Annotated in this window: 21 protein-coding genes; 15 read left to right on the top strand and 6 right to left on the bottom strand. The window is 49.6% G+C overall.

What is annotated here, in order from left to right; all coding sequences use genetic code 11:
• The first annotated feature begins 2 nt into the window (after positions 1 to 2).
• Positions 3 to 1,310 carry a serine--tRNA ligase gene (gene serS / locus AC6R10_RS06320; RefSeq protein WP_334552554.1) on the top strand — a complete coding sequence of 436 codons (1,308 nt, stop codon included), beginning with the start codon at positions 3 to 5 and terminating at the stop codon, positions 1,308 to 1,310.
• A gap of 89 nt (positions 1,311 to 1,399) precedes the next feature.
• Here the strand turns inward: serS and ansA are convergent, their stop codons facing one another.
• Both ansA and sppA read right to left on the bottom strand, forming a co-directional pair.
• Entirely contained in the window at positions 1,400 to 2,416 is a 1,017-nt protein-coding gene (gene ansA / locus AC6R10_RS06315; RefSeq protein ID WP_500630058.1) for an asparaginase, read from the bottom strand.
• Between the two features lie 115 nt (positions 2,417 to 2,531).
• Positions 2,532 to 4,382 carry a signal peptide peptidase SppA gene (gene sppA, locus AC6R10_RS06310; RefSeq protein ID WP_500626094.1) on the bottom strand — a complete coding sequence of 617 codons (1,851 nt, stop codon included), beginning with the start codon at positions 4,380 to 4,382 and terminating at the stop codon, positions 2,532 to 2,534.
• A 199-nt stretch (positions 4,383 to 4,581) separates the two neighbouring features.
• On the opposite strand from sppA, the gene AC6R10_RS06305 reads away from it, so the two are divergent.
• A complete protein-coding gene (locus AC6R10_RS06305) occupies positions 4,582 to 6,585 on the top strand; it encodes an FAD-dependent oxidoreductase (protein WP_487901242.1) in 2,004 nt (667 codons plus the stop codon).
• A gap of 68 nt (positions 6,586 to 6,653) precedes the next feature.
• On the opposite strand, the gene purU is transcribed toward AC6R10_RS06305, so the two are convergent.
• Positions 6,654 to 7,487 carry a formyltetrahydrofolate deformylase gene (gene purU, locus AC6R10_RS06300; RefSeq protein WP_500671799.1) on the bottom strand — a complete coding sequence of 278 codons (834 nt, stop codon included), beginning with the start codon at positions 7,485 to 7,487 and terminating at the stop codon, positions 6,654 to 6,656.
• A 266-nt stretch (positions 7,488 to 7,753) separates the two neighbouring features.
• On the opposite strand from purU, the gene AC6R10_RS06295 reads away from it, so the two are divergent.
• The 8 genes from AC6R10_RS06295 (at position 7,754) to rnd (ending at position 15,499) form a co-directional block, all read left to right on the top strand.
• The gene (locus tag AC6R10_RS06295) at positions 7,754 to 7,954 is read left to right on the top strand and encodes a hypothetical protein (RefSeq protein WP_334552549.1); all 201 of its coding nucleotides are present in this window, start codon (positions 7,754 to 7,756) and stop codon (positions 7,952 to 7,954) included.
• A gap of 113 nt (positions 7,955 to 8,067) precedes the next feature.
• Positions 8,068 to 9,984 (top strand): DNA repair helicase YoaA, encoded by a 1,917-nt coding sequence (yoaA, locus tag AC6R10_RS06290; protein WP_500671798.1) that lies wholly within the window; start codon positions 8,068 to 8,070, stop codon positions 9,982 to 9,984.
• Between the two features lie 23 nt (positions 9,985 to 10,007).
• Positions 10,008 to 10,709, top strand: a complete 702-nt coding sequence (tsaB, locus tag AC6R10_RS06285; RefSeq protein ID WP_500626096.1) for a tRNA (adenosine(37)-N6)-threonylcarbamoyltransferase complex dimerization subunit type 1 TsaB — start codon at positions 10,008 to 10,010, stop codon at positions 10,707 to 10,709.
• Between the two features lie 38 nt (positions 10,710 to 10,747).
• Positions 10,748 to 11,050, top strand: a complete 303-nt coding sequence (locus AC6R10_RS06280; protein WP_487901107.1) for a chromosome partitioning protein ParA — start codon at positions 10,748 to 10,750, stop codon at positions 11,048 to 11,050.
• A 32-nt stretch (positions 11,051 to 11,082) separates the two neighbouring features.
• Positions 11,083 to 11,619: a Slp family lipoprotein gene (locus AC6R10_RS06275; protein ID WP_500630312.1), complete on the top strand. Its 537-nt coding sequence runs from the start codon at positions 11,083 to 11,085 to the stop codon at positions 11,617 to 11,619.
• A complete protein-coding gene (locus AC6R10_RS06270; protein WP_500671797.1) occupies positions 11,616 to 12,473 on the top strand; it encodes an alpha/beta fold hydrolase in 858 nt (285 codons plus the stop codon). The genes AC6R10_RS06275 and AC6R10_RS06270 overlap by 4 nt, the downstream gene beginning before the upstream one ends.
• Before the next feature lie 108 nt (positions 12,474 to 12,581).
• Complete coding sequence (gene fadD / locus AC6R10_RS06265) at positions 12,582 to 14,273, top strand: long-chain-fatty-acid--CoA ligase FadD (RefSeq protein WP_500671796.1); 1,692 nt, start codon at positions 12,582 to 12,584, stop codon at positions 14,271 to 14,273.
• A 110-nt stretch (positions 14,274 to 14,383) separates the two neighbouring features.
• Positions 14,384 to 15,499 carry a ribonuclease D gene (gene rnd, locus AC6R10_RS06260; RefSeq protein ID WP_500671795.1) on the top strand — a complete coding sequence of 372 codons (1,116 nt, stop codon included), beginning with the start codon at positions 14,384 to 14,386 and terminating at the stop codon, positions 15,497 to 15,499.
• A gap of 73 nt (positions 15,500 to 15,572) precedes the next feature.
• Here rnd and AC6R10_RS06255 read toward each other — a convergent pair whose 3' ends face one another.
• A complete protein-coding gene (locus AC6R10_RS06255; RefSeq protein ID WP_500671794.1) occupies positions 15,573 to 17,132 on the bottom strand; it encodes a SulP family inorganic anion transporter in 1,560 nt (519 codons plus the stop codon).
• A gap of 259 nt (positions 17,133 to 17,391) precedes the next feature.
• Positions 17,392 to 20,421, bottom strand: coding sequence for a ribonuclease E (rne, locus tag AC6R10_RS06250; RefSeq protein ID WP_500671793.1), 3,030 nt, complete (start codon positions 20,419 to 20,421; stop codon positions 17,392 to 17,394).
• Between the two features lie 571 nt (positions 20,422 to 20,992).
• Here rne and rluC point away from each other — a divergent pair.
• Positions 20,993 to 21,934, top strand: a complete 942-nt coding sequence (gene rluC / locus AC6R10_RS06245) for a 23S rRNA pseudouridine(955/2504/2580) synthase RluC (protein ID WP_500630068.1) — start codon at positions 20,993 to 20,995, stop codon at positions 21,932 to 21,934.
• Positions 21,935 to 21,980: 46 nt separating this feature from the next.
• Here the strand turns inward: rluC and AC6R10_RS06240 are convergent, their stop codons facing one another.
• Positions 21,981 to 22,562 carry a Maf family protein gene (locus AC6R10_RS06240; RefSeq protein ID WP_500671792.1) on the bottom strand — a complete coding sequence of 194 codons (582 nt, stop codon included), beginning with the start codon at positions 22,560 to 22,562 and terminating at the stop codon, positions 21,981 to 21,983.
• Positions 22,563 to 22,711: 149 nt separating this feature from the next.
• Between AC6R10_RS06240 and yceD the strand changes: the two genes are divergently transcribed.
• From yceD to AC6R10_RS06220, 4 genes are read left to right on the top strand one after another with little or no spacing between them, the layout of a single operon-like run.
• Positions 22,712 to 23,236 carry a 23S rRNA accumulation protein YceD gene (gene yceD / locus AC6R10_RS06235; protein ID WP_334552537.1) on the top strand — a complete coding sequence of 175 codons (525 nt, stop codon included), beginning with the start codon at positions 22,712 to 22,714 and terminating at the stop codon, positions 23,234 to 23,236.
• A gap of 48 nt (positions 23,237 to 23,284) precedes the next feature.
• On the top strand, positions 23,285 to 23,455 hold the full coding sequence (gene rpmF / locus AC6R10_RS06230) for a 50S ribosomal protein L32 (RefSeq protein WP_014232495.1): 171 nt from the start codon (positions 23,285 to 23,287) through the stop codon (positions 23,453 to 23,455).
• A gap of 9 nt (positions 23,456 to 23,464) precedes the next feature.
• Positions 23,465 to 24,505 carry a phosphate acyltransferase PlsX gene (plsX, locus tag AC6R10_RS06225; RefSeq protein WP_500671791.1) on the top strand — a complete coding sequence of 347 codons (1,041 nt, stop codon included), beginning with the start codon at positions 23,465 to 23,467 and terminating at the stop codon, positions 24,503 to 24,505.
• 5 nt (positions 24,506 to 24,510) lie between these two features.
• On the top strand, positions 24,511 to 25,491 hold the full coding sequence (locus tag AC6R10_RS06220; protein ID WP_334552535.1) for a beta-ketoacyl-ACP synthase III: 981 nt from the start codon (positions 24,511 to 24,513) through the stop codon (positions 25,489 to 25,491).
• Positions 25,492 to 25,515: the final 24 nt, after the last annotated feature.

The following is a 25,515-nucleotide window of genomic DNA, read 5'->3' as shown; positions in this document are numbered from 1 at the left end:
CAATGCTGGATTCTAAATTACTTCGTACAGAGCTGGATGACACAGCTGCAAAACTAGCGCGCCGAGGCTTTAACCTTGACGTTGAGACAATCCGCACACTTGAAGAGCAACGCAAGTCGATTCAAGTCGAAGTTGAAAATTTACAATCCACTCGTAACTCCATCTCCAAGCAGATCGGTCAATTGATGGCGAAAGGTGACAAAGCCGGCGCAGAAGAGATCAAAAAGCAAATCGGTTCTCTTGGTAGCGATCTTGACGCGAAAAAAGCGGAACTGGACGTGATTATGGCAAAGCTCGATGACATCACGTTATCTGTGCCTAACTTGCCAGCAGAGGATGTGCCAGACGGTAAAGACGAAAACGACAACGTGGAAATCTCACGTTGGGGTGAACCTAAAACTTACGACTTCGAAGTGAAAGATCACGTCGATTTAGGTGAGATTGCAGGCGGTCTTGATTTTGCTAGCGCCACCAAGATCACCGGCGCGCGCTTTATTGTCATGAAAGGCCAGTTTGCTCGCCTGCACCGTGCGATCGCACAGTTCATGCTGGACTTGCACACTGAGCAGCACGGCTACACGGAAATGTACGTGCCTTACCTTGTTAACTCTGACAGCTTGTTTGGCACAGGACAACTACCTAAGTTTGGTAAAGACTTGTTCCATACCGAGCCGCTTGAAGAGAAAGCCAGCGACGAAGAGCTGCGTCGTCTTTCATTGATTCCTACGGCAGAAGTACCAGTAACCAACATGGTGCGTGACACCATCTCTGATGAAGCGGATTTGCCTCTAAAGATGACGGCGCACACCCCTTGTTTCCGCTCTGAAGCGGGATCGTACGGTCGTGATACGCGTGGTTTGATTCGTATGCACCAATTTGACAAAGTTGAGCTGGTTCAAATCACCAAACCAGAAGATTCAATGGATGCACTGGAAGAGCTTACGGGTCATGCTGAGAAAGTTCTGCAACTGCTTGAACTTCCTTACCGTAAAGTAGTGCTATGTACCGGTGACATGGGCTTTGGTGCGCGTAAGACTTACGATTTGGAAGTCTGGGTACCGGCGCAGCAGACCTACCGTGAGATTTCATCTTGTTCAAACATGTGGGACTTCCAAGCTCGTCGTATGCAGGCGCGTTTCCGTCGTAAAGGCGAGAAGAAGCCTGAGTTGGTCCACACACTTAATGGCTCTGGCCTCGCAGTGGGGCGTACTATGGTGGCGATTCTTGAGAACAACCAACAAGCCGATGGCCGTATTGAGATTCCTGCTGTGCTGCAACCTTACATGGGCGGCGCGACGCACATCGGTTAATGACCTATCGGTGTCATCATCGTTGAAATAAAAAGGGGCTGATGTTGTACATCAGCCCCTTTTTATGATTCGTTTTGAGTCACATCGGACTAGAGCGTCATTTCGCCGCGCAGCACCTGTTGCATTTGCACTTTTACCTCGTCGTAAGAGAGGTTTTGGCTGAGCAAATAATGCAGTTTGGCTAGCGCCGCTTCGCGCGTCATATCAAAGCCGCTGATCACGCCCGCTTCAGCCAAGGCGCAGCCTGTTGCGTAACCGCCCATGTTGACTTTACCCGCCAAACACTGGGTTAAATTCACGACGATCACACCACGTTCAGACGCCTCTTGAAGATGAGCCAGAAGCTGTGGGTTTTGCGGCGCGTTGCCAACACCAAAAGTCAGCAGAATCATCGCATTCACAGGTTGTAGCAGGGTGTTGCGAATGACTTCATGCGAGATGCCAGGGTACATGGTAATGACACCAATCGGCTGAGGGGTAATATCATGCACTTTAAACTCGCCACACGGCATTTGGCCTACCGTGACATCTTTACTCACTTGAATATTAATGCCCGCTTCCAGCAGAGGAGGTAAGTTAGGTGATGTAAAAGCATTAAAACCGTCGGCATGAGATTTTGTGCTTCGGTTACCGCGCATCAGTTTGTTGTTAAAAAACAGCGTCACTTCGTTGATGGGGTAATTGGCAGCGATGTGAAGGGCATTGAGCAAATTCGCTTGGCCGTCAGAGCGCAGTTCTGCCAGTGGAATTTGTGAGCCTGTCACAATCACGGGTTTACCTAAGTTCTCCAGCATGAAGGAGAGCGCGGAGGCGGTGTACGCCATGGTGTCGGTGCCGTGAAGAATGACAAAACCGTCGTACTTGTCGTAGTTATCACGGATGTCGTCAGCAATTTGTTGCCAGTCGGCCGGGGTCATGTCGGACGAATCAATCAGCGGGTCGTATTCGTGAATGGTGTATTCAGGCATTTCTGGGCGGTGGAACTCCGGCATACTTGCGAGCTGTTTTTCCATAAATCCAGCCACCGGCACGTAACCGTGATCGTGTGACTTTTTCATGCCAATTGTTCCGCCTGTGTAGGCGATGTAGATATGTTTTCTAGCCATGACTCAGAAACCGTATGTAGGGAAGTGTGCGCGATTATATATCAATTACTCGCAGAAAAAAGGGCATGGCAGCGTGAGTGGCGCTGTCATGCCCTAGGTCAGAGGAGTGCTTGTCCTATTGCACTTGGCAGTTCAAGCAAAACGCATAGTGACCTTTAGGATCATTGAAGCTTTGCAATAGGTCGGCATCACTACTCAATTGATGAATCACGGGAGAGAGTGAGGCGGGTAGCAGCGCGCTTACGTCTAAGCCAACGCGCACTTCCACTTGGTTGATAAGCTCTTGCAAGAACTGCTGCGCTGGCGAGAGCGGCTCTTCAACCCAGTAAATGTTGTAGTCCTCGACGTTGGCAAGCTCAGCCGCGAGTGCAATCGCATCGTCAAAATCACCAATTTTGTCGATAAGGCCTAGGTTTAGGGCGTCTTGACCCGTCCAAACGCGACCTTGTGCCAGCGCGTCCATATCTTTGCGCGGAATATCTCGAGCGTCGCTGACCAAGCCGACAAAGCGATGGTAGCCATGCTCGATACCCATCTGAATGGCTTGCGAAGCGCCGTCTGACAAACCGGTGGTCACACCGACATCAGAAAAGGGTGATGTGCCAACGCCATCGGTATAAATGCCGAGTTTGTTGAGCCCTTTTTCAAATGTCGTGATAACACTGAAGATACCAATTGACCCGGTGAGCGTCGTTGGCTGCGCCACAATGCTGTCGGCGCTCATTGATATCCAGTAACCGCCAGAGGCCGCTAGGCTCGACATCGACACCACCACAGGCTTGCCCGCCGCGCGTAGCGCTTCGACTTCATTGCGAATTACTTCTGAGGCGAAGGCGCTGCCTCCGGGGCTGTCAACGCGCAACACGACCGCTTTCACCTTGTCATCGCTGCGCGCTTGACGAAGTAAGGCAGCAGTGGTGTCGCCACCGACGGTACCACGCGGCTGTGAGCCGTCCATGATCGCGCCGCTTGCCACCACGACGGCAATATCATCTTGCGCAAGGTTCAGCGGCATGCGCATGGTCGGTAAGTATTCATAGTAAGTGATGTAGTTGTAGCTATCGTCACCATCACTGCCAAACACGTCGATCAGTTCGCTGCGCACTTGTTGGCGTGTCGCTAGCTGATCCACCAAGCCTAATCCTTTAGAGAGTGCCGCTAAATCACCTTGGTATTGCTCAAGCAGTGTTAGGAAGCTATCCATATCTGGATTGAGTTTTTCTGCACTGATTTGGCGGTTGGTCGCCACATCGTCAACGTACGCGCCCCACAGTTGACCGAGCCAACGTGACGCGGATTCACGCGCTTCATCGGACATATCATCACGCAGAAACGGTTCCACAGCCGATTTATAGCTGCCGACACGGAAAACGTGCGTGCTGACATCCAGCTTTTCGAGCAAGGTTTTGTAGTACAGCGAGTACGCGCTGTAGCCTTTGAGCATCACAGCGCCATCTGGGGCAAGATAAATTTTATCCGCGTAGCTGGCGAGGTAGTACTGGCTTTGGTTGTAGATGTCCCCGACCGCATAGATGGGCTTGCCCGATGCTTTGAACTCATTCAAGGCTTTGGCGATGTAACGCAGTTTCGTGAGATTGGTTTCCGGCATGTCACGCAGCGCGAGCACTAGGCCGCTGATGCTGTTGTCGTCTTTGGCGTGGCGAATGGTGTCCACCAGCTCAAACAGGACATTCTCTCTTGGCATCTCTTGGCCAAATAGGGAGCCGGTCAAAGAGTCCATCGCGTTGATGTAGCGAGGCTGCTCAACAATCGGGCCAGAGAGGTTAAGCACGAGTGCGGATTCTTTTGGCACCGATGGCGGCGGGGCATCCGTAGCGGTGTAGAGGAAGTAGATAACAGCGATGCTCGCCAAAAAGATCAGATTGGTTAGGGCGATGCGTAGGAAGGTGAGCAGTTTCCACATTCCCTTGAAAATCATCCCTATGATTTTGAATATTTTTTTCATTCTATCTCCGCTGCGAAGTCAACGCAGGTGATGGGGTTACCCTAGATGTCCGGACACCCTCCATCCTACTGAAACTCGTGGAGTGGAACAACTGTAAGATTGATCGGTGTTACAAAAATGTAAACACCTGTTTGATTTTTTATAAAGAAGCTCATATCGTGGTCAGACCACAATAATAAACAGTATAGTGATGTCTGCCATGTACCCAAACCTACTCAAGCCCTTAGATCTCGGCTTTACTCAGATTCGAAACCGTGTCTTGATGGGCTCTATGCACACCGGCCTTGAAGAACAGAAAGAAGGCCTTGGAAAACTTGCCGCTTTCTACGCTGAACGTGCCAAAGGCGGTGTCGGTTTAATTGTGACGGGCGGCTTTTCGCCCAATTTGCGCGGTCGTCTTCATCCATTTTCGGCTGAATTCAGTAAGCCGAAACATGCGCAAGCACACAAGGTCGTGACCGAAGCGGTCCACCAACATGGCAGCAAGATTGCGTTGCAACTGTTGCACGCAGGTCGCTATGCAATGCACCCCTTCTCCCAAAGTGCTTCTTCCATTAAAGCGCCCATTGCGCGTTTTGCACCGAGTGAGATGAGTACTCGTCAAATCAAGAAAACCATCGATGCGTTTGCAAACAGCGCGCAGTTAGCTCAGTTGGCAGGATATGATGGTGTGGAAGTGATGGGGTCGGAAGGTTATCTCATTAACCAGTTCATCTGTAAACGAACCAATATGCGCTACGACGATTGGGGCGGTAGTTACGAAAATCGTATGCGCTTTCCCTTAGAGATCGTCAAAGCCATTCGTAAAGCGGTTGGCGAAGAATTCATTATCATTTTCCGTCTATCGATGCTGGATCTGGTGGAAGAGGGCAGCACATTTGATGAAGTGGTGATGCTTGCCAAAGCGCTAGAAGCGGCTGGGGTCACCATCATCAATACCGGCATCGGCTGGCACGAAGCGCGGATTCCAACCATTGCGACGCAAGTCCCGCGAGGCGCGTTTACGTGGGTGACCGAGAAAGTGAAGCCGCATGTCAATGTGCCGATTGTGACGTGTAACCGAATCAATATGCCCGATGAAGCGGAGCGAATCTTAGAGAGTGGCCATGCGGATATGGTCTCGATGGCGCGTCCATTCTTAGCAGACCCATATTTCGTCGCCAAAGCCGAGCAGGACAAGGCGAAGCTCATCAACACCTGCATCGGTTGTAACCAAGCCTGTCTGGACAATGTCTTCAAAGGTAAACGTGCAAGCTGCTTAGTCAACCCGCTCGCCTGTCGAGAGGAAGAGTGGATTGTCTCTCCGGTGCAGAAGGCGAAAAACATTGCCGTGGTGGGCGCAGGTCCTGCTGGCCTGGCGTGTGCCACGACTTTGGCCGAGCGAGGCCATCAAGTGGATTTGTTTGAACGCAGTGATCGTATCGGTGGTCAGTTCCGTCTTGCCATGCAGATCCCGGGCAAGGAAGAGTTTCGTGAAACCATCCGCTACTTTGCTAACCGCATTGATGAAACGGGCGTCAAACTCCATTTAGAGACGGAAGCGAATTTCGATCTATTGGCGGAGTACGATGAAGTGGTCATGGCCAGTGGTGTTGAACCTCGTAAAGTGACTATTGAGGGGATTGATAACCAAGAGAAAGTGGTGGATTACCAAACTCTAATCCGCGAAAAAACCTACGTTGGCGACAAGGTGGCGATTGTGGGAGCCGGCGGCATTGGTGTCGACGTTGCCACCATGCTCACCGAGCCTCAAGGACACAATCTTGACGATTGGCTGCATGAGTGGGGGATCGACAAAGCGATTTCACATCCGGGCGGCTTGTTCCCTTACCCAGATTCGCTCAGTGATAAAACCGTCTGGGTGTTGCAACGTCGTAAAGGGCGTGTCGGTAAAGGTCCGGGAAAAACCACAGGTTGGATTCATAAGCGCACACTGGAAAAACGTGGGGTTCACCTGCTCGGTGGGGTGAGTTACGAGAAGATTGACGACCAAGGCCTGCACATTGCGATTGATGAACAAAAGCAGTTACTCGAGGCCGACAAAGTGATCATCTGCGCGGGCCAAGAATCCGTTCGTCCGTTTGAGAATGAATGGGAGAAGTTTGGCGACAAACTGCATGTGATTGGCGGCGCGGATTATGCCGGTGAGTTGGATGCGGTGCGTGCAATTAAACAAGGGGTCGAGCTGGCGATTAAGCTCTAATGTGTTCAATAGAAAACGCCAGATGGAGTCGCTCCATCTGGCGCTTTTTTATTCCTACTGAGAAAGCGTTACAAAATGACCGTCTTGTTTCCGTAGACAAACACATGGTCATTAAGGACTTTGGTTAGCGCTTTGCTGAGAACGTTTTTCTCCACATCGCGACCTGCTTGCGCCATATCTTGGGCGTTGAAGTTATGATCGACTGGAATCACGTCCTGCTTAATGATCGGGCCTTCATCGAGATCGTTGGTGACAAAATGCGCCGTTGCGCCGATGATTTTGACACCACGCTCATACGCTTGCTGATAAGGTTTCGCGCCAATAAACGCTGGCAAGAAGCTGTGGTGAATATTGATGATCTTGTGATTGTACTTTTCGACAAAAGAGGGAGTAAGAACGCGCATGTATTTCGCGAGCACTAAGTAGTGCGGTTCATACTGCTCAATCACTTCCAGCATTTTCTGCTCATGCTCCTCACGGTTTAATCCTTCGTGAGAGACGCAGTGATAAGGAATATCAAACTTTTCTGTCAGGCTTTGCAGGTTGTTGTAGTTACCGACCACGGCCGCAATCTCAACATCTAGGCTACCATCGTAATTTTTCATCAGAATATCACCCAAGCAGTGCGCTTCTTTGGTGACCAAAATGACAATGCGTTTGCGCTCAGAGCCAATCAATTTACGTTTCGTACCGGCAGGTAGCGCTTGGTCTAGATCGGCCAACAAGGTTTGATCATTAAAGTAGCCTTCCAATTCGGTACGCATGAAGAAGTGGCCGCTGGTATTGTCGACAAATTCGTTGTTGTGAATGATGTTGAGTTGATGCTTATAACAGATGTTAGTGATTTTAGAAATCAGGCCCGCAGCGTCTGTACAGTGCGTCAGTAGTGTTTTCTTTTCCATTAAGTCGATACTTCCGAGAATTATTTTTTTTTAAAAGTAAAATTTTTGCGCCGCTTCGAACGGTGAAGCCACACGCAATATTGAAGCTACAATTAAACTAATATCAGATTGGTTTCAACAATTAATCTGAGTTAATTGATTATCTGCTTCTCTGTATCGTCAATGAAGGTCGCAGGCCAGTGAAATGAGGGCGCACTGTTCGGGCAATACGAATAAGCTCAAGGTTGACTCATTCTACTCTCAAAGAGTTGTTTAAGGTGGTATGTATGGATAAAGAACTCCTCGCCCGCAAACTGTATTCTGAGCGTGTTCATGCGCTGCTCGGTGATCATGAAATTGATGAACAAATTTTAGGAGAAATGTGGGAAAGCAAAGCGTCGCCAAGCGAAGCGGCCAGAGCCATGCTTGATCAGCACACTGGATTTTCCGGTCCTGCGTGGTTAGCGCGTTACCTCAACAAACGCTAATCCACTCGCCACCTCTCTACTTGCTTATCTACCAACTTAGGGCGCGAAACACATTCGCGCCCTTTTTAAAAAACTGACATAATCCCCAGTAACCCCTCTTATCGTATTGTCGAATGATTGCAAAAACCTTCACTCAAGATGGCGCCTTGGGCAAGGCCATCCCAGGCTTTCAGCCTCGCCAAGCACAGTTAGATATGGCAGAGGCGGTGCATCAAGCGATTCAAGATGGTTCGCAGCTCGTGGTTGAAGCGGGAACGGGAACCGGAAAAACGTTCGCCTACTTGGTGCCCGCGCTGCAAAGCGGCAAGAAAACCGTAATCAGTACTGGCTCAAAGAACTTACAAGAGCAGCTCTACCACCGCGATCTACCACTGATGGTCGAAGCGCTCGGGTTTTACGGACAAGTGGCCTTGCTGAAAGGTCGTGCAAACTATCTCTGTCTAGATCGTCTAAGCCGACAAATGCTCGAGAGTCACCATCAAAGTTCGGATCCGACCTTACTCAGTCAGTTGGTCAAAGTGCGCAGCTGGTCTTCAGAGACAAAAACCGGAGATTTGGGCGATTGTGATGCGATTGCGGAAGACAGCCCTGTGATTCCGACCATTACGTCCACCAACGATAACTGCTTGGGAAAAGAGTGCCCTAGCTACCAAGACTGTTTTGTACTCAAAGCGCGTAAAAAAGCGATGGAAGCGGATGTGGTTGTCGTCAATCATCACCTCTTTTTGGCCGATTTAGCCATTAAAGAGACGGGGTTTGGTGAACTGATCCCAGAATCAGACGTGTTTATTTTTGACGAGGCACACCAACTGCCGGATATTGCTAGCCAGTATTTTGGTCAGTCGTTATCCAGTCGCCAAATACAGGAGCTGTGCAAGGATATTGAGATCGCCTATCGCACCGAAGCAAAAGACATGCGTCAACTGCAAAAGGTAGCGGAAAAACTGGGTCAATGTGCGATGGATCTGCGCATTACTCTGGGTGAGCCTGGGTTTCGTGGCAATTGGCGTGAAGCGATCAAATCACCGTCGATCGCTCGAGAGTTAAACCGTCTTGAAGAGAGCCTTGATTTTACCGTTGAAGTGCTGAAATTAGCCCTTGGCCGCAGCCAGTTGCTAGATAGCGCTTTTGAGCGAGCGAGTACCATCAAAGCGCGCTTGGAGCGCGTGTGTGATGTCTCAATCACGGGCTACTCCTACTGGTATGACACGACGCCTCGTCATTTCAGTTTGCACATTACGCCCTTGAGTGTGGCGGATAAGTTCCATGAACAAATGACGCTCAAACCCGGTGCGTGGGTATTTACCTCTGCAACATTAGCGGTCAATCAAGATTTTGCGCACTTCACGTCTCGTTTGGGTATACAGCCCACTCAGCAGATGTCGCTACCTAGCCCATTTGATTACCAACAGCAGGCGAGACTTTGCGTGCCCCGTTATCTTCCCGAGCCAAATTCGGCGGGTTTACCAGACAAACTGGTTGCTTTACTCGCGCCTGTCATTGAACAAAACCAAGGTCGCTGCTTTTTCTTGTGTACCTCCCATTCGATGATGCGAGAGTTGACTGAGCGATTTCGCGCGGTACTCAATGTCCCGGTTCTTATGCAAGGTGAGACCAGTAAACAAAAGACCTTGGCGGAGTTTATGGAGTTGGGTAATGCACTGCTGGTGGCGACAGGGGCCTTTTGGGAAGGGATAGATGTTAGAGGCGACGCGCTGAGCTGTGTTATTATCGACAAACTGCCGTTTACCGCGCCCGATGACCCACTGCTTAAAGCACGTATTGAGGATTGTCAGTTAAAAGGGGGAGACCCGTTTGCACAGGTACAAATTCCTGATGCGGTGATTACCTTAAAGCAGGGCGTAGGGCGATTGATTCGTGATAAAACGGACAGGGGAGCGCTAATCATTTGTGATAATCGATTAGTAACACGTGATTACGGTGGTGTGTTCTTAGCCAGTTTACCTCCAATACCTCGTACACGGGATATTGAAGCGATAAAGCAGTTCCTCCAGCCCAATAAAGATTAATGAAATTAGATTTAGAGAACCTCATGAGCGCAAAAATTCTTGCCCTAGATACCGCTACAGAGAACTGTTCTGTGGCCCTATTAGCCTTCGACAAAGTGTTTGTTCGCAGTGAAGTCGCCCCGCGTGATCACACCAAGAAGATTCTTCCTATGGTCGATGAAGTGCTAAAAGAAGCCGGGCTTACGCTACAAGATTTAGACGCGTTAGCCTTTGGTCAAGGCCCGGGTAGTTTTACTGGCGTACGTATTGGCATTGGTATTGCACAAGGTTTAGCGTTTGGTGCGGATCTGCCCATGATTGGTGTGTCGACACTCGCCGCGATGGCTCAAGGTAGCTACCGTCTCCACCAAGCGGAGCAAGTTGCGTGCGCCATTGATGCTCGCATGAGTGAAGTGTATTGGGGACGTTTTCAGCGTCAAGAAGATGGCAGCTGGGCCAATGTGGATGAAGAGTGCGTGATTGCTCCCGATGAGCTCGTTCAACGCACGCCTTCTGATGCGCAGTGCTGGCATACGGCAGGGACGGGGTGGCAAACCTATCAAGCGCCGCTGGCGGAACTCCCATTAACGCTGAAAGCGGGTGATCTGCTCTTCCCAGACGCGCAGGATATGGTGATCTTGGCCGAACAAGCGTGGCGAGAGGGACGCAGTGTCAGTGCAGAAGAAGCCAGTCCTGTTTATCTTCGCGATACGGTTGCGTGGAAAAAGCTTCCTGGGCGTGAATAATACTGCCCAGTGAGCGTACAGCGGAATGAGTGAATAGTATGGTGTCTATAAACGGTTTACCCCCTTCGGTCCCCGGACCGAATCGTGCGAATAAAGCCAATAAAAAACAGGGGGTAAACAAGCAAAGCAAGGGTAATGAGGTTTCGCAGCCGACCAAGGTGGCAAACGCCGTTGCGAATACTATTCGCCCCATCACAGAATCTGACGTCGAACGGGCGAAGGTTCAATATGATCTTCCAGAAGGCAAGAGCCGTAAAGCGATGGAAGAGTATATGAATGTGATGCATCAGGCGAAGCGAGATGAACTCTCGCAGATGCTTGGTGTCGATCTCTATATCTAGCACACTTTCCTTTTTCCGATAAAGAGTCTCCGATGAAATCAGCACTACTCCTTTTTGCGACTACCTTTCTCATGACGGCATGCAGCACACTGCCCACACAGCTAGTGAATGACGACCCTGCGCTCGTGACAGATTACGCACAGTGGGATGCCTCACAATCTCACCCTGTGCGCCTTGGCGGCGTGATTGCCGACGTGAAGAATCTGGATTCACAAACGCGGATAGAAATAGTCAATCTGCCTATCTCAAGTAGTGGCAAGCCTGACATCACGCAAGAGCCCAACGGTCGCTACGTCGCCTATGTGCCCGGTTTTGTGGATCCTGTCAGCTTAGCTGAAGGACGCTTGATCACGACGCTGGGGCAATCTGCGGGTGTCGAAGAGGGTAAAGTCGGTGATTACTTACATCAGTTTCCAGTGATGAAACAAGCGACCCTTCACTTGTGGCGTATTGAAGAGCGTGTGATTGTGGATGACTTTGGCAGCTATATGTTCCCTTGCCGAGGCTACTACTGTCGTGATGTGGGGTACCGACCAAGAGAAGGGCGCGTGATTCAGGAAGTCAAATGACGTTTGAACATTGCCACTACCAGATTGACGGCGGCAAGGTCGCCACCCTTGAGCTAGGAGATAAACAAACGGCCGATGTCTCGGTCCTTTTTTTGCACGGTTGGTTAGACAACGCCGCCAGTTTCACTACTGTAATGACAGCACTAGCGCATCAGTTACCTCACGCCCACTTGTGCGCCTTAGACTTGCCTGGACATGGGCACTCATTTCATAAAGCTTCTCCTCATTTCTATTCGTTTCATGACTATATCGACGATGTTTACCAAGTTTTGGCTAAGTTATCGCCAAACAGAACCGTATTGGTTGGACATTCGCTTGGTGCTTTGATCGCAAGTTGCTATAGTGCCGCGTTTCCAGAACAGGTGGCTGGATTAGTCCAGATTGAAGGCGATGGGCCGCTTGCGGAGACGCCGGAGTGTGCGGTCACAAGATTGCGCCAAGGGGTGATGAGCCGCCAACGTATTCGTCGTAAGCCTGTGCGTTTGATGAGCTCAGCGGACGAGGCGATAGCCCGGCGTGCCTCGGTCAACTCGCTGACGGAGGCACAAATTGCACCGATTGTGCTGCGTGGAATTAAGCAAACCGAACAGGATTGGGCTTGGCGCCATGACACCGCTTTGCAAAGTGATTCCCTCTACCGGATGTCTCATCAGCATGCTCAAGCGATCCGCGATGCGATAGTCTGTCCTCAGATCATTGTGCTGGGAGAGCAAGGCTTTTCTCATTTGAAGCCCATGACGTCAGAGGCAAATCCGGTGCGCGAGTTTGTCACCCTCTCGGGCGGACACCACTGCCATTTAGAGCATCCTTCTAGAGTATCTGACCTAATTTTTGGCTTAGTTAACAAAATTTAAACAAGTGTTTGAGTCTTCCGTGCGCGGGCGCTGCGCCTGTGCTGTAATAGGCCAATAACAACATAACGATATCGGCGCGCGCACGCTGTTTTTTCGAGGAGTATTAACGTGGATAAACCTTGGTTGTCACGCTATCCAAGCGATGTACCTGAGCACATTAACCCGGACCAGTATCCATCTCTGGTTGAGATGTTTGAGCAGTCCGTACAAAAATACGCGGATCAACCTGCATTTGTGAATATGGGGTCGGTGATGACCTTCCGTAAATTGGAGGAACGCAGCCGAGCGTTTGCCGCCTATTTACAAAACGATCTTAAGTTGCAAAAGGGTGATCGCGTCGCGTTGATGATGCCAAACTTGCTGCAATATCCGGTCGCCCTGTTTGGTGTATTGCGAGCTGGGCTGATCGCCGTCAACGTTAACCCGCTTTACACGCCCCGTGAGTTGGAGCATCAGCTCAATGACTCTGGTGCCAAAGCGATTGTGATTGTCTCCAACTTTGCCAGTACGCTTGAGCAAGTGGTGGAGAACACGCCTGTTAAGCACGTGGTGTTGACGAGCCTTGGGCAAATGCTGCCTCGAGCGAAAGGTACCTTGGTCGATTTTGTCGTGAAGTACGTCAAAGGCATGGTGCCCAAATATGACTTGCCTGGGGCGATCTCGATGCGCAAAGCCCTCCACAAAGGCCGTCGTCTACAGTACGTGAAGCCGTTTATGTCGGGAGATGATATTGCATTCTTGCAATATACAGGCGGGACTACAGGGGTGGCGAAAGGCGCAATCCTAACCCACCGCAATATGATTGCTAACGTTTTGCAGGCGAAAGGTGCTTACGGCCCTGTCTTGACAGAAGGGCGTGAATTAGTGGTAACAGCGCTGCCGCTGTATCACGTATTCGCTCTGACGGTGAACTGTTTGCTGTTTGTTGAACTGGGGTGTCAGAACCTGTTGATCACCAACCCAAGAGACATTCCAGGTTTTGTCAAAGAGTTGCAAAAGCATCCTTTCACCGCGATCACTGGGGTGAACACCTTGTTCAATGCCTTGGTGAGCAATGAAGATTTCCACGAACTCGACTTCAGCAAGCTTAAGCTCGCCGTTGGTGGTGGCATGGCGGTGCAGCGCGCGGTTGCCGACCAATGGAAGAAGACAACGGGCATTCACTTACTTGAAGGCTATGGTCTGACCGAATGCTCGCCGCTAGTAACGGGAAACCCTTACGATTTGAAAGACTACACAGGTGCGATTGGATTGCCTGTTCCTTCAACGGAAGTGCGTATTGTGGATGATGCCGGACAGGTATTACCAACCAGCGAGGTTGGAGAGCTGCAAGTACGCGGCCCTCAAGTGATGCAAGGTTACTGGCAGCGTCCGGAAGCGACTAAAGAGGTGATCAACAGCGAAGGTTGGTTATCTACGGGTGACATCGTCAAATTCGATGAGCACGGCATGATTTATATTGTCGATCGTAAAAAAGACATGATTCTGGTCTCCGGTTTCAACGTCTACCCGAATGAGATAGAAGATGTGGTTGCTCTGCATGGCAAGGTGCTGGAAGTGGCGGCCATCGGTCAATCTCACGATGTCTCTGGTGAAGTGGTCAAAGTGTACGTTGTCAAGCGAGATCCAAGCCTCACCAAAGAGGAAGTGATTGCTCACTGTCGTAAGCATCTGACCGGCTATAAAGTGCCAAAATTGGTTGAGTTCAGAGAAGACTTACCTAAAACCAACGTTGGTAAGATTTTACGTCGCGTTCTGCGAGAGGAAAACGAAGCGAATCTCGCCAAGCACGACAGCTAAACTCACTAAGCAGATCGTAAGCTTTGATGTTAGAATGCCGACATAACCATGGTCGGCATTTTTTATGTGCCGCAACTAGAACGCCACTCTATAGGCGTAGCGAGACCTTTGTGAATTACCAAATCATTACCGATACCCAACAACTTAACTCTATCTGCCAGCAAGCACGCCAGGTGGATGTAGTGATGCTCGATACCGAGTTTGTCAGAACGCGCACCTTCTACCCGCAGCTAGGGCTGATACAACTGTTCGATGGCGAGCAGCTCTCATTAATCGATCCAACCGTGATTGATGACATGAGTGAGTTTGTGGCTCTGCTTAAAGACAGTTCGGTGCTGAAAGTGCTTCATGCCTGTGGTGAAGATTTAGAAGTGTTTAACAATAGCTTCGATTGCTTGCCGTTTCCCATGGTAGACACGCAAGTGATGGCGGCGTTTCTCGGCCACGGCCTGTCAACTGGCTTTGCTGCCCTAGTTAATCACTACTTAGGTGTAGAGCTCGATAAAAGTGAATCACGCACCGATTGGTTAGCTCGTCCACTCTCAGATAAGCAACTCGACTACGCGGCGGCAGACGTGTTCTACCTCTTGCCACTGTATGAAAAACTGCTTGATGCAGTGACTCAAGCAGGCTGGTGGGACGCAGCGCAGCAGGAGAGCGAAATGCTGGCCGCAAAGCGCATCAAAAGTATCGATCCAGCTAACGCTTATTTAGACATCAAGGGCGCGTGGCAACTGAAACCTAAAGAGCTGGCCATATTGAAGCCTCTGGCCACTTGGCGTTATAAAGAAGCGCTGCGTCGTGACTTAGCGTTAAACTTTGTGTTTAAAGAAAATGATTTGCTCAACGTCGCGAGACTGGGTTTGCAAAACAAGCAGCGTATGGAGCAAGAAGGCATGGACCCAAGATCGGTGCAACGTCATGCTACGCGACTCATTTCGTTGGTGAAAGAAGCCCAAATGACGCCAGTCGACGAGTACCCAGAGAAAATTGAACGTTTGATGGATTTACCAGGCTACAAGCAGGTGTTTAAACGTCTAAAGGATGAAGTTAAGCACGCTGGACAAAGCTCAGGTCTGGCGACTGAATTCATTGCCTCAAAAAAACAGCTCAATCAGATCATCACTTGGGTGTGGAAAAAAGACCGAGATCCTGCGGCCTTACCGGACGTGATGCAAGGATGGCGTAAGTCGTTAGTGGGCGAAAAGTTGAATCAACTGCTGTAATCATCGCGGTTAATAAAAAGGGCTTCCAAGTGGAAGCCCTTACTGTTTGAATGCTATCGACAAAAGCGGACCGTTAGCCTGCTAAGACGTCGGTGGCCACCTTGTAGCTTGGGTCTTCTTTGACATTGATTTCCACTAAGCTACCGGCTTTATGTAGCAGCTTACGGCAGTCTGGACTGAGATGGCGCAGGTGCAATGTCTTACCGACGGTCGCGTAGCGATCCGCCAAGGTTTCAATGGCCTCAATCGCTGAGTGGTCAGTGACGCGAGAGTCAGCAAAATCGACGATCACATCACTTGGATCATCTTGTGCGTTAAACAGCTCGAGGAAGTTGGCGGTAGAGCCAAAAAACACCGGACCATGAATCTTGTACTCTTTTGACCCCTCGTCATTGATGCGCGTATCAGCATAAATGTGTTTGGCGTGCTGCCAAGCAAACATCAAGGCTGACGCGATCACACCGACCGCAACGGCAACGGCAAGGTCAGTCAATACCGTGACCACAGTGACGAGAACAATCACGAAGAAATCTTGTTTTGGTACGCGGCGTGCTAGTTTGAAGGTTGCCCATTCAAAGGTACCGATCACAACCATAAACATGACGCCAACCAGAGCCGCAAGCGGAATCATCTCAATCAGAGCCGACGCAAATAAAATAAACATCAGCAAGGCAACCGCAGCAACAATACCGGAAAGGCGGCCACGACCGCCTGAATTGACGTTAATCATCGATTGACCAATCATGGCACAACCACCCATCGCGCCAAAGACGGAGCAAGTCATGTTCGCCATACCTTGGCCGATACATTCGCGGTTAGATTGACCGCGAGTATTGGTCATTTCATCGAGTACCGTCAGGGTTAATAGTGATTCGATCAGGCCAATCGCCGCTAAAATGATGGCGTAGGGCAGGATGATTTGCAGCGTCTCAAAGGTAAACGGCACCGTTGGAATGGAGAAGGTGGGCAGTGAGCCTGCCAGTGTCGCAGCTTCATCACCAGACATGGTACGAAGAAAGTCAACCACGGTACGTGTTTCGAGGTCTAAACCCACCACCAAAGCGGTGACGGTCACGATAGCCACGAGCGAAGAGGGCACTGCTGTAGTGATTTTAGGCAAGAAATGGATGATGGCCATGGTCAGTGCAACTAAGCCCAACATCAGCATCATTTGACCTTGTGGTAGCCAAGTCAGCATACCGTTGATATCCGGGGCTTTAAATTGGCCTAACTGAGCGAGGAAGATGACGATCGCCAATCCATTCACAAATCCGATCATCACAGGGTGAGGTACGATGCGAATAAATTTACCCAGCTTAAAGATACCCGCGGCGACTTGTAAGATGCCGGCAAGCATGATGGCAGCGAATAAATACTGTACGCCATGACTGGCAACCAGTGAAACCATAACCACGGCCATGGCACCCGTCGCGCCTGAAATCATACCTGGACGACCGCCAAAAATGGACGTAATTAAACCAACAATAAAGGCGGCGTACAGGCCAACCATAGGGTCAACGCCGGCGACAAACGCGAAAGCGACGGCTTCTGGGACTAAAGCCAGGGCGACCGTTAGGCCAGAGAGCACATCGTTTTTTACCGAGTGCTTAGAAAATTGAGGAAATTCAAACATACTTATTTTGTTCTGCTCATGAGTTAGGCCTAGTCTGAATGACGTCATAGTGCGCAAAATGCGATGATACTTTTGATATGGGTATCGAAAGGGTTGCTAAAACGTTAATTCAGTTCGAGACCGCGAATGCTACCTAAAAGTGTGATTAAGTTCAATAATGACTAGAGTGTAGCATGTGGTGTGTGACACAGTGAGGGTGTATCACAGAGAAAAAAACAGCCCCAAAAAGGGGCTGTTTTGCTGAGGGATTAAGGTTGTATTAGTAACCTTGTGGCTTTGCCATCGCTGCGCTTGCCTGGTTGCGCGCGACTTGACTGCCGGCTCCTTTAGGCTGATAGCGCTCTTGACGAAGAGGCGCGGCGACCACTGAAATCTCTTTCATTTCATCGCTGCCAGGGGCTTTAGCCATCGGCGCAGAAGCAAATCCTTTCAGAGGAGAAGCCGTCGTTGGCTTAACCACTTTCGGTTCCGCTTTGACCTCTGCCTGTTCAACTACAGGTTCAACAGCAGGGGTCACTGGCTCAGAGACGACCTCTGGAGTTGCTGGCGCTGATTCCGTCGCGACGGTCTCTTCAACCACCTTGTCTACAACGGCTTCAAGTTGCACTGGAGCCTCAACCGTTTCGGCTTTGACCGCTTTAGGCGCTTCAGGAGTGACGTTCACCACTTCGGCTTCCACTGGTGTTGATGGCACTGTCTCTGCTTGAGCTTGGACAGGTTGCTCGCGACGAATGATCACTTTGCCCATTGCCATTTCTGGGCAAGCAAATCCACCAAGGTTCACTGTTACCTCTGTGGTCTCTTTTTCCACTTTAGGCTTCGCAGCTGGTTTAGTAATGCCGTAGCTTGGCATCACTTTACCCATCGCCATTTCTGGTGACGCAACACCGCCTTTACGTAAGCGGAACGGGTTAGGGCGACGATCACGTCCACGACGACGTCGCTGACCACTTGCACGTAAGTGACGCGGTGAGCGGCGGTTGCGGCGCTGCTTAGGCTGTTCAGCTTGTTCATTCGCTGTGTCGTTCGTCTGCTCGACGGACTCAACAACCGCCTCAGCTTTTGCTTCTTGAGCATTGGCATCAGCTTGGGCCTGAGCTTGTTGATCTTTCACGCGAACCTGTTTGGTGAGTTTGCGGCGCTGGCGACGCTCTTTCACTTTTTCAGTTTTGTCTTCACGCGCTTTGGTAGGCTCAGTTTGCTGGGCATCAGCGGCAAGCTTCAATCCTTCTTCCGCGACTTTCGCATTGCCTTTTGTGGCATCATCGCGCTTGGTATTGCGGCGATCTTGCTTTGGCTTGCGGTTCTGGCTCTTACGCTCAGTGGTCGCGTTGCTTTCTGTTGCTTCGACTTCATCGCGATTGTTATTGCGACGCTTGTCATCACGGTTGCTATTGCGACGGCGGTCATCACGGTTATCGCGTTTGTCATCACGATTGTTGTTACGACGGCGATTGTCATTACGACCACGACGGTTGCGATTGTTGTTACGCGCGTTGTCTTTCTTCTCGCTTTCTACTGGTTTTTCTTCTTTCTTCTCTGCTTCGTTATTAGAACCAAACAAGAAACCAGCCAGTGCTTTGAACAAGCGAGCAACGACCCCAGGTTGAGCCGGAGTCTCTTCAACCGGTTGCTCTACCGCTTTTGGCGCAGCAGGTGGTGGCGTTGGTGCAGATGGTGTTGCTGAGGCAAATCCTTTGAGAGCAGGCTCTTCGATTTTCTTCGGTTTCACTTCTGTTTCTGCAACATCACGGCCTTCTGCTTCTTTCATCGCTTCCAATTTTTGTGGTAGCAAGTAAGAGAGCAGATCAAACTCTTCACCTTCACGTACACGAATTACATCGAAGTGAGGGGTTTCCATGTCAGAGTTCGGTACCACGGTAATTTTAACTTCTTGAATGCGTTCGATGTGGTTCACCGAGCGACGTTTTTCATTCAACAAGTAAGAAGCGATAGGTACAGGAACCACAGCCAACACTTGAGCAGTGTTGTCTTTTAGTGCTTCTTCTTCAATCAAGCGCAATACTGACAGGGCAAGTGATTCGTTATCACGCACCACGCCTGTACCGCTACAGCGAGGACAAATATGGTGGCTCGCTTCTGCAAGCGATGGGCTTAGGCGTTGGCGAGACATTTCTAGCAAGCCAAAGCGAGAGATACGACCAATTTGCACGCGCGCTCTGTCCATACGAACCGCATCACGAAGACGGTTTTCAACTTCACGCTGGTGACGCACCGGTGTCATATCGATGAAGTCGATGACGACTAGACCACCCAAATCACGTAAACGCAATTGGCGTGCGATCTCATCTGCCGCTTCTAGGTTAGTGTTGAGCGCTGTCTCTTCAATGTCGCCACCTTTGGTCGCGCGTGCCGAGTTGATATCGATAGACGTCAACGCTTCCGTTGGGTCAATAACGATAGAACCGCCTGAAGGCAGGCGCACTTCGCGTTGGAAGGCAGATTCGATCTGGCTTTCAATTTGGTAGTGGCTAAACAGTGGCACTTCACCATCGTACTTTTTCACACGATTGACAAAGTCAGGACGCACCAAACGGATGTGCTCAAGTGCACGTTCGTAAATGGTGTTGCTGTCGATCAGGATTTCACCAATATCGCGGCGCAAATAGTCACGAATCGCTCGGACAATCACGTTACTTTCTTGGTGAATCAAGAACGGTGCTGGATTCGCATCAGAGGCTTGTTTGATCGCACCCCAATGGTTAAGCAGAACGTTCAAGTCCCATTTTAGCTCTTCAGCACTTTTGCCCACACCCGCGGTGCGAACAATCAGTCCCATGCCTTGCGGAAGCTCAAGCGTGCTCAATGCCGCTTTGAGTTCAGTACGCTCGTCGCCTTCAATGCGTCGAGAAATACCACCCGCGCGTGGGTTGTTTGGCATTAATACAAGGTAACTACCCGCGAGAGAGATAAAGGTGGTTAAGGCTGCGCCTTTACTACCACGCTCTTCTTTCTCCACCTGCACGATCACTTCTTGGCCTTCCTTTAGCACTTCTTTAATGCTTGGACGACCTTGATAGGTGTAACCGTTAGGGAAGTATTCGCGGGCAATTTCTTTGAGAGGGAGGAAACCGTGTCTTTCTGCACCGTAGTCAACGAAGGCGGCTTCTAGACTAGGTTCGATGCGGGTGATACGTCCTTTGTAGATATTTGCTTTTTTTGATTCATGTCCTGGACTTTCGATATCTAGATCATACAGTCGCTGGCCATCAACCAGTGCAACACGCAACTCTTCTTTTTGAGTTGCGTTAATTAACATTCTTTTCATTGATAAATCTCGTTGTCATTCTTTTGTATATTGTTGCCTTTTTTCTCTATCACGGTGCCTGATCCCATGGCTTATGTCGTTGCAGCCTCCCGGCTGGAGGGATGCTCTCAGGGCACTTCAGTCTTACACGCGCTGGCGTGTAAGCCGCTATCATTAGCGGTCGATACTCAAACGTGATGGAGCAGTAAGCAGGGCAACAATTTTACTAATGTCGAAAATGTCTTACGCCGTATGCTGCATTTTGCTAAATTAGCGGGCTACTTACCGTCTTGCGCTAAGATGATTGGGTTTGTGTAAAATGCAACCAAATCATTTATTGCAGGTGTGAACTATAGCAGTACCCAGTAAACACAGCAATCTGCTTTATAATAAAACGCTAAAAAATCAAATTTTGTTTTTTATAACGCCTTGTATTTAAAGTTATTAGTTTGGTTTTAATACAGATTTGCAAATGCCACGGTTAAAAAGTATCCGTAGCAGAACTGAGACTCATTGTTTGAGATAAAACCGCGTTTAAATTGCAGAGGAAATGTGATTTCAAGCACGGTTATGAGAGTGTTAGAATAGCCCGATGAGCGAAATTAGAACGAAAGTCCAATTCGTCGATATAGATGACGACATGGCTGGTCAGCGCATTGATAACTTTTTGCGCAACCAACTCAAAAGCCTGCCGAAAAGTGTGGTTTACCGCATTTTGCGCAAAGGCGAAGTACGAGTGAACAAAAAACGGGTCAAAGCTGAGTACAAACTGCAAGCGGGTGACTTGGTTCGAATTCCGCCGGTGACGGTCGAAGAAAAAACCGAAGACATTGCCCCAAGCACAAAGCTGAGTAAGGTGGCGGAGCTAGAGCAGATGATCATTTTCGAAGATGATCACTTACTCATTCTCAATAAACCCTCGGGTACCGCAGTCCATGGTGGCAGTGGCTTGAAGTTCGGTGCGATTGAAGCGTTGAGAGCATTGAGGCCCCAAGCTCGATTTTTGGAATTGGTGCACCGTATCGACCGCGACACATCTGGGATTTTACTGGTGGCTAAAAAACGGTCAGCACTGCGTCACCTGCAAGCGCAATTTAGAGAGAAAACCGTCAAAAAGAGTTACTTTGCTCTCGTGATGGGGAAATGGAAGCGCAGTTGCAAAGTGGTCAATGCGCCACTGTTGAAAAACGAAGTAAACAGCATTGTGCGCGTCAACCCCAATGGCAAAGCGTCTGAGACGCGCTTTAAAATAATTGAAGAGTTTGAACAGGCTACCTTAATTCAGGCCAGTCCAATTACAGGGCGCACTCACCAGATCCGTGTGCACACCCAGTATGTAGGTCATCCTATCGCATGGGATGATCGCTATGGAGATCGCCGGTTTGATGCCTATACCGGGCAAGTTGGGTTGGATCGCCTATTTTTGCATGCGGCGACGATCCAATTTGTCCATCCGCAGACGCAAGATTGGATGGAGATCAGCGCGCCTATGGAGCCAAAGCTTGAAAAGGCGTTAGCCGGGCTAAGGTCCTAACCCCAGCGGTTCCTTCGCGTGATGAGTAACAAGAGAGCGTGTCAGTCTAAAGGATGGATACGCCCTCTTGCTCAAGCATGTCGACTAAATCAATCAAGGGTAATCCGACCAAGGTGTTGGGGTCCTTGCCTTCTAAGCGCTCAAACAGCGCAATACCTAACCCTTCACTTTTAAAGCTCCCTGCGCAATAAAAGGGCTGCTCTTTATCGACATAGCTTTCAATTTGCTGCTCGGTCAGCGTGCGAAAATGCACGGTAAACGTATCGACCCGGGTGTGCAGCGCTTGGGTGGCACTGTTGAATAAGGCAACGCCTGTGTAAAAACAGATCGCACGGCCGCTTTGCCGACGCAATTGTTCAATGGCGCGCTCACGTGTATGGGGCTTACCAACAATTTCGCCGTCAATCACACACACTTGATCGCTACCGATGACAAGGCTCGGCTGCGATAGTGAACAACCTTGCGCTTTACCCATTGCGAGACGTTCGACTAACGCTTGAGGCGATTCGTTTCTCAGTGGAGTTTCGTCACAGTCTGGTGCGATGGCGCAAAACGTGAGACCGAGTTTTTCCAACAATAGTTGACGGTAAGGAGAGGTGGACGCTAAGACGAGTGGGTAAGAGTGCATTTTAAATCATCAGTGTTTTGTTTGATTTAGGTGAGCTTAAAGGATCTTTTTGCTAAGATCATTGCTCTGGTGGAGCAAAGGAAAAAAAGTCCAACTTTTTCTCCTTTTCCTTTGACTCAAAATGAATTGGAAGATAGAATTCGCGCCCTATGCAAAAGGTAAAAATACCGCGAACGGTTGATCCCGCAAGAGCGGCTCAAAAGCGTCTTGATTATGATGGTATCATTCAAGAAAGTCTTTTTAAGCGCTTAAGCGAATCGGTCGAAGGCGTTAAACGCGACGCTCAAGTGTCATTGTCATTTGAGTTGGATGAACAGCGACTTGTTGTTATCTCTGGTAAAGCTAACATCGAAGTCGATTTAGAGTGTCAACGCTGTAATGAGGTTTTCGCACATGAGTGCGAAGTCGAATTCACTTACACGCCATACTATAGCGAGAAGAGTGAAGAAGACGCACCGGAAGAGTACGATTTGGTAGATCTGAACGAGTACGGTGAAGTCGACCTAATACAGTTAGTTGAAGACGAGTTCATTCTCAACTTGCCTCAAGTAGCAATGCATGATGAAGCGGATTGTAGCGTTGATTCAGATAACATGGTGTTTGGTGACCTTCCAGAAGAGGTAGTGGAAGAGAAGCCGAATCCATTCGATGTTTTGAAAAGCTTAAAGCGTTAACTTTTTAGTAAGCAAGACACTTTAAGAACTAACATAGGAGTAGGGTCAATGGCCGTACAAAAAAACCGTAAAACACGTTCTAAGCGTGGTATGCGTCGTTCACACGATGCCCTAACTACAGCTGCACTTTCTGTTGACGCAACTTCAGGTGAAACTCACCTACGTCACAACGTGACTGCTGAAGGTTACTACCGCGGCAAGAAGGTTATCAACAAGTAAGGTTGACCTTTGCAAAATATAACCGTTGCACTTGATGCAATGGGCGGGGATTTCGGTCCTCGCGTTACAGTGCCTGCCGCCGTGCAGGCACTGTCGCATTTCCCAGAGCTAAGAGTGATCATCTTGGGTGATCAGCACATGATCACAACCCAACTCTCCCAACTTGGTGTTCAGTCCAACGCACGGTTACGCGTTGTGCACAGTGACCGAGTCATTTCTAACTCAGAAAAACCTTCTCTAGCGCTGCGCAATAGTGCGAATACGTCTATGGCGATGGCAATCGATGCGGTATCCAACGCTGAAGCGGATGCGTGTGTCAGTGGTGGCAACACCGGCGCGTTAATGGCATTGTCACGCTTCAAGCTTAAGCTTTTACCGGGTATTGAACGTCCTGCGTTAATTTCTGCGTTGCCAACGGCATCCGGCGGTAAAACCTGGATGTTGGATTTAGGTGCCAATGTCTCGAGTGACGCCGATTCGCTGTTTCAATTTGCGGTAATGGGCAGTGCGTTAGTCGAACAATACTTGGGTAAACCGCCACGAGTCGCTATTCTCAATATCGGCGCTGAAGAGATCAAAGGTAATGATCTTGTTAAACGCTGCGCTGAAATGCTTTCTCAGACTCAGTCGGTCAATTTTGTCGGCTATATTGAAGGCAACCAATTGTTACGCGATGCCGCTGATGTCGTCGTTTGTGATGGTTTTGTGGGCAATATCTGCCTCAAAACCTGTGAAGGGACAGCGCAACTCTTTATCGATAAGTTGAAATCACACATGATGGCCTCATCTATAAAGGGTTGGATTGCAAGAAAATTATTTTCTGGCTTATTTAATGAGCTAAAAACCCTGAACCCCGACCAGTATAACGGCGCAAGTTTGCTAGGATTGCGCGGCATTGTCATAAAAAGCCATGGAAGTGCTGATGTAGACGCGGTCATCAATGCCATTGGTGAAGCACTACACGAGGTCAAACGACAAGTACCAAGCCGTATTAGTGATCGTTTGGAAACGGTTCTGTTCGATCAGCAACCCCAAGAGAGGCATTACTAGTCTTCATGTATAGCAAAATTTTAGGTACTGGCAGCTACCTGCCATCTCAGGTGCGTTCAAACGCAGACTTAGAGAAAATGGTAGATACAAGTGATGAGTGGATTGTTGCTCGCACGGGTATTAAAGAGCGTCGTATTGCTGCGGAAAATGAAACCGTTGCAGATATGGGTTACCAAGCGGCGAAAAATGCTATCGAGATGGCAGGCATTGACAAGAACGACATCGACATGATTCTTGTTGCGACCACCAGTGGTTCACATGCATTTCCATCGGCGGCCTGTCAGGTGCAAGCCTTGCTCGGCATTAAACACTGCCCAGCGTTTGACATGGCTGCAGCGTGTTCCGGCTTTGTTTACGCACTGTCGGTGGCCGATCAGTACATCAAAACCGGTCATTGCAAACACATCTTGGTGATCGGCGCTGATGCGTTATCAAAAACCTGTGACCCGAGTGATCGCTCGACCGTGATCTTGTTTGGTGATGCCGCTGGTGCGGTTATCGTAGGCGCGAGTGATGAGCCGGGTATTTTGTCGACCACCATTAATGCCGACGGTCGCTTTGGCGATCTACTGAGCTTGAAATACCCTAATCGCCGTGAAGAAATCAGCAGTGACTTTGAGCACAGTGATGACATCAATAGCTGGTTGCACATGGCGGGTAATGAAGTCTTCAAAGTGGCGGTGACTCAGTTGTCTCGCCTCGTGACGGAAACTCTCAAGCAAAACGGCATGGATAAAACCGAGCTGGATTGGTTGGTGCCACATCAGGCGAACCTTCGCATTATTTCTGCGACCGCGAAGAAGTTGGCGATGTCGATGGATCAAGTCGTGGTCACACTGGATAGGCACGGTAACACCTCTGCGGCGACAGTACCGACTGCACTTGATGAAGCCGTACGTGATGGGCGTATTCAGCGTGGGCAAACCTTGCTGCTTGAAGCCTTTGGCGGTGGCTTCACATGGGGTTCAGCCCTAGTGAAGTTTTAATCACGCAAGAATTCAAATTGAAGA

The organism is Vibrio sp. R12-SG2-ISO1, assembly GCF_059834045.1.
Note: the sequence above shows the minus strand (reverse complement) of the source record. Positions and strands in the feature narration are given on the sequence as shown.

What these genes read in the sequence shown, in the direction of transcription:
- serS (WP_334552554.1), top strand. Translation starts at nt 3, where the DNA reads ATGCTGGATTCTAAATTACTTCGTACAGAGCTGGATGACACAGCTGCA.
- ansA (WP_500630058.1), bottom strand. Translation starts at nt 2,416, where the DNA reads ATGGCTAGAAAACATATCTACATCGCCTACACAGGCGGAACAATTGGC.
- sppA (WP_500626094.1), bottom strand. Translation starts at nt 4,382, where the DNA reads ATGAAAAAAATATTCAAAATCATAGGGATGATTTTCAAGGGAATGTGG.
- AC6R10_RS06305 (WP_487901242.1), top strand. Translation starts at nt 4,582, where the DNA reads ATGTACCCAAACCTACTCAAGCCCTTAGATCTCGGCTTTACTCAGATT.
- purU (WP_500671799.1), bottom strand. Translation starts at nt 7,487, where the DNA reads ATGGAAAAGAAAACACTACTGACGCACTGTACAGACGCTGCGGGCCTG.
- AC6R10_RS06295 (WP_334552549.1), top strand. Translation starts at nt 7,754, where the DNA reads ATGGATAAAGAACTCCTCGCCCGCAAACTGTATTCTGAGCGTGTTCAT.
- yoaA (WP_500671798.1), top strand. Translation starts at nt 8,068, where the DNA reads ATGATTGCAAAAACCTTCACTCAAGATGGCGCCTTGGGCAAGGCCATC.
- tsaB (WP_500626096.1), top strand. Translation starts at nt 10,008, where the DNA reads ATGAGCGCAAAAATTCTTGCCCTAGATACCGCTACAGAGAACTGTTCT.
- AC6R10_RS06280 (WP_487901107.1), top strand. Translation starts at nt 10,748, where the DNA reads ATGGTGTCTATAAACGGTTTACCCCCTTCGGTCCCCGGACCGAATCGT.
- AC6R10_RS06275 (WP_500630312.1), top strand. Translation starts at nt 11,083, where the DNA reads ATGAAATCAGCACTACTCCTTTTTGCGACTACCTTTCTCATGACGGCA.
- AC6R10_RS06270 (WP_500671797.1), top strand. Translation starts at nt 11,616, where the DNA reads ATGACGTTTGAACATTGCCACTACCAGATTGACGGCGGCAAGGTCGCC.
- AC6R10_RS06255 (WP_500671794.1), bottom strand. Translation starts at nt 17,132, where the DNA reads ATGTTTGAATTTCCTCAATTTTCTAAGCACTCGGTAAAAAACGATGTG.
- rne (WP_500671793.1), bottom strand. Translation starts at nt 20,421, where the DNA reads ATGAAAAGAATGTTAATTAACGCAACTCAAAAAGAAGAGTTGCGTGTT.
- rluC (WP_500630068.1), top strand. Translation starts at nt 20,993, where the DNA reads ATGAGCGAAATTAGAACGAAAGTCCAATTCGTCGATATAGATGACGAC.
- AC6R10_RS06240 (WP_500671792.1), bottom strand. Translation starts at nt 22,562, where the DNA reads ATGCACTCTTACCCACTCGTCTTAGCGTCCACCTCTCCTTACCGTCAA.
- yceD (WP_334552537.1), top strand. Translation starts at nt 22,712, where the DNA reads ATGCAAAAGGTAAAAATACCGCGAACGGTTGATCCCGCAAGAGCGGCT.
- rpmF (WP_014232495.1), top strand. Translation starts at nt 23,285, where the DNA reads ATGGCCGTACAAAAAAACCGTAAAACACGTTCTAAGCGTGGTATGCGT.
- AC6R10_RS06220 (WP_334552535.1), top strand. Translation starts at nt 24,511, where the DNA reads ATGTATAGCAAAATTTTAGGTACTGGCAGCTACCTGCCATCTCAGGTG.